Raw genomic sequence first — 2781 nt, 5'->3', positions numbered from 1 at the left:
ACATTTTCAAAGTTTAAAACACGCTCGCTTCGGCGTTTAACCGCGCAAATAAATTGCGCTTACGCCTTCGCGGCGGGCGCCTGCTCGCGCAGTCGCCAGAGCAATTTCAAAGTGAAACTGCTCTAAAGCCATAATGAAAAGGGCGCTCCCACGGGAGCGCCCTTTACTATCTGGAAACAGCGGCTAGCTGTTTTCGCTTTCTTCAAACTTCTGCTTGAGCAGATCGCCCAGGCTCTGGCCGGATTCCTGCGGCCCGGAATGGAATTCCTTGGGCTTGCGGCGGTCTTCCACTTCCTGAATCTGCTTGATGGACAGGCCCAGGCGGCGCTCTTCAGCGCTGACATGGATGACCTTGGCCTGAATTTCCTGGCCTTCCTTGTAGATTTCAGCCGGGGTCTTGACCTTCTTGCTGGACAGTTCGGAAACGTGCACCAGCCCTTCAATGCCTTCTTCCACTTCAACGAAGAGGCCGAAGTCGGTGATGTTGGTCACGATGCCCTTGACGGTGCAGCCCACGGGGTAGGTGGTGGGCACATGGCCCCACGGATCGTCCACCAGCTGCTTGACGCCCAGGGTGAACTTTTCGTTCTCCTGATCAACGGTCAGCACCTTGGCCTGCACGGTATCGCCCACCTTGTACATTTCGTTGGGGTGGCGCACCTTCTTGGTCCAGGAGATGTCAGACACGTGAATGAGGCCGTCAATGCCGTCTTCAATGCCGATGAACATGCCGAATTCGGTGATGTTCTTGATGACGCCTTCAAGGATGGTTCCTTCAGGATACTTTTCAGCAACCAGTTCCCAGGGGTTGGGACGAACCTGCTTCATGCCGAGGCTGATGCGCTTCTTTTCGCCGTCCACGCCCAGAATGACCACTTCGACTTCGTCGCCGGTGTGAACCATCTGGGAAGGATGACGCAGCTTGCGCGTCCACGACATTTCAGAGATGTGCACAAGCCCTTCCACGCCGGGTTCCAGTTCCACAAAAGCGCCGTAGTCCACCAGGTTGGTGACCTTGCCGGAGCACTTGGCCCCTTCGGGGAAGCGGGCGGAAATGTCCTGCCACGGATCGGGCACGAGCTGCTTGAGACCCAGGGAAACCTTGTTGTTGTCGCGGTCAAAGGAAAGAACCTTGAGGGTCAGTTCCTGACCGATGGTGATCATTTCCTTGGGATGGCGGATGCGCTTCCAGCTCATGTCGGTGATGTGCAGAAGCCCGTCAAGGCCGCCCAGGTCAACAAACACACCGTATTCGGTGATGTTTTTGGCCTTGCCTTCCACGGTCTGACCCTCTTCAAGGGTGCGCAGCAGATCCTGACGTTTGGAATCGCGCTCTTCTTCAAGCAGCACGCGGCGAGAAACGATAACGTTGCTGCGGCGGCGGTTGATCTTGAGCACGCGGAACTCGAACTCCTGGTTGACCAGGGCGTCCATGTCCGGCACAGGGCGCAGGTCCACATGGGAACCGGGCAAAAAGGCCTCTACTCCGCCGATGTCCACAGTGTAGCCGCCCTTGATGCGACGCACAATGTGGCCCGTGATGACCCTGTTGTTTTCCTGCACGTCTTCGAGCTGGTCGAAAACCTGCATGCGTTTGGCCTTTTCAAAAGAAAGGGTGATGGTTCCGTCGTTTTCGTTCTTGCGAACAACGTACACGTCCACCTTGTCGCCCACGGCAACGCCGATGTTGCCGGCAGCATCGCGAAATTCGGCCGTGGGAATCTGCCCCTCGGACTTGAAGTTCACGTCCACCAGCACATTGTCGTCATCCACACGGACGATTTCGCCCTTGGTGATAGAGCCTTCTTCAAGGTCGCCAAAATCGGAAGTGAGGTAGTTTTCGAGGGCACTCTCGAAATTCATTTCGGTTTCGTGCCCGGTTTCCAAACCTGCCATATGTCCAGCCTCCAAACATGATTTCCCCAATACAAGGGAGGCCGCATAAGTACCAGAATTTTGCCGAAAGAACAAGGAAAAATCCGCCAAAAATGGCCTCCGGAGCCGAAAACCGGTTCCGAACTCCCTGTATTTCCCCGGTTGGCGCAAGCCATCGCCTGCCTTGACATTTACCGCGCCCTGTTGTCCTCTGTCGTTTTGGCGGGGAATTTCGTGCAAATCGAAAACAGTCGCGCTGCGGTAAGAGGGGACAACGCTTCTTCATGCTGCTCCGAAGAGCGGCATGCGACAGCCAGTCGCACATGCGGTGAAGGCGAAGCCAAGGCGCGGGCCATGCGGCCCCACAACCCTCAAGTCCGAATATCCGCCGGGGCCGATGCCCTTTGCGAACCTTTCAACGCGAAATTGAGGAGGTTGCCATGCCGCGTATTCTGTCACACCACGGGCTTCGCCCACTGCTTTTCGTTCTGCTGCTTCTCGCGGGCCTTTGCCTGCAAGGCACAAGCCATGCCGCCGAGGCCCCCAAAGAAGGCATACTGCTGGTAGCCTTTGGGACCAGCGTTCCCGAAGGCATGCCCGCCTTCAAGGCCGTGGATGCGGAATTTAAAAAAGCCTTTCCCGATTCTCCTGTGGTGTGGGCCTACACCTCGCAGATCATTCGTAAAAAACTGGCCGAACAGGGTCAGCCCGTGGGGGGCATCAGCGACGGCATGGCCCAGCTTGCCAAGGACGGCGTAAAGGTCGTGCGCGTGCAGTCGCTGCATGTGCTGGGCGGCGAAGAATTTTCTGCTCTTGAGCGTGCGGTGCTGCTTGACGTAAGCAAGCATCCCGGCCGCTTCGACGCGGTTTTCCTGGGCCGCCCCCTGCTGGAGTCCAAGGGCGACA

2 protein-coding genes and 1 riboswitch are annotated in these 2781 nt (G+C 57.1%); of the genes, one reads left to right on the top strand and one right to left on the bottom strand.

Annotated elements, in window-relative coordinates:
- Positions 1 to 183: 183 nt before the first annotated feature.
- Entirely contained in the window at positions 184 to 1896 is a 1713-nt protein-coding gene (locus V6C07_RS06880; protein ID WP_333535610.1) for a 30S ribosomal protein S1, read from the bottom strand.
- Between the two features lie 163 nt (positions 1897 to 2059).
- Positions 2060 to 2282, top strand: a riboswitch (cobalamin riboswitch).
- A 33-nt stretch (positions 2283 to 2315) separates the two neighbouring features.
- On the opposite strand from V6C07_RS06880, the gene V6C07_RS06875 reads away from it, so the two are divergent.
- Positions 2316 to 2781: sirohydrochlorin cobaltochelatase (locus tag V6C07_RS06875; RefSeq protein ID WP_333535609.1), on the top strand; the 466-nt coding region annotated here is incomplete at its 3' end.

It is taken from the genome of Desulfovibrio sp. 1214_IL3152 (assembly GCF_036763055.1).
Lineage (GTDB): Bacteria > Desulfobacterota > Desulfovibrionia > Desulfovibrionales > Desulfovibrionaceae > Desulfovibrio.
Note: the sequence above shows the minus strand (reverse complement) of the source record. Positions and strands in the feature narration are given on the sequence as shown.

Excerpts from the sequence above, each read along its gene's own strand:
- V6C07_RS06880 (WP_333535610.1), bottom strand. The coding sequence starts at position 1,896 with ATGGCAGGTTTGGAAACCGGGCACGAAACCGAAATGAATTTCGAGAGT.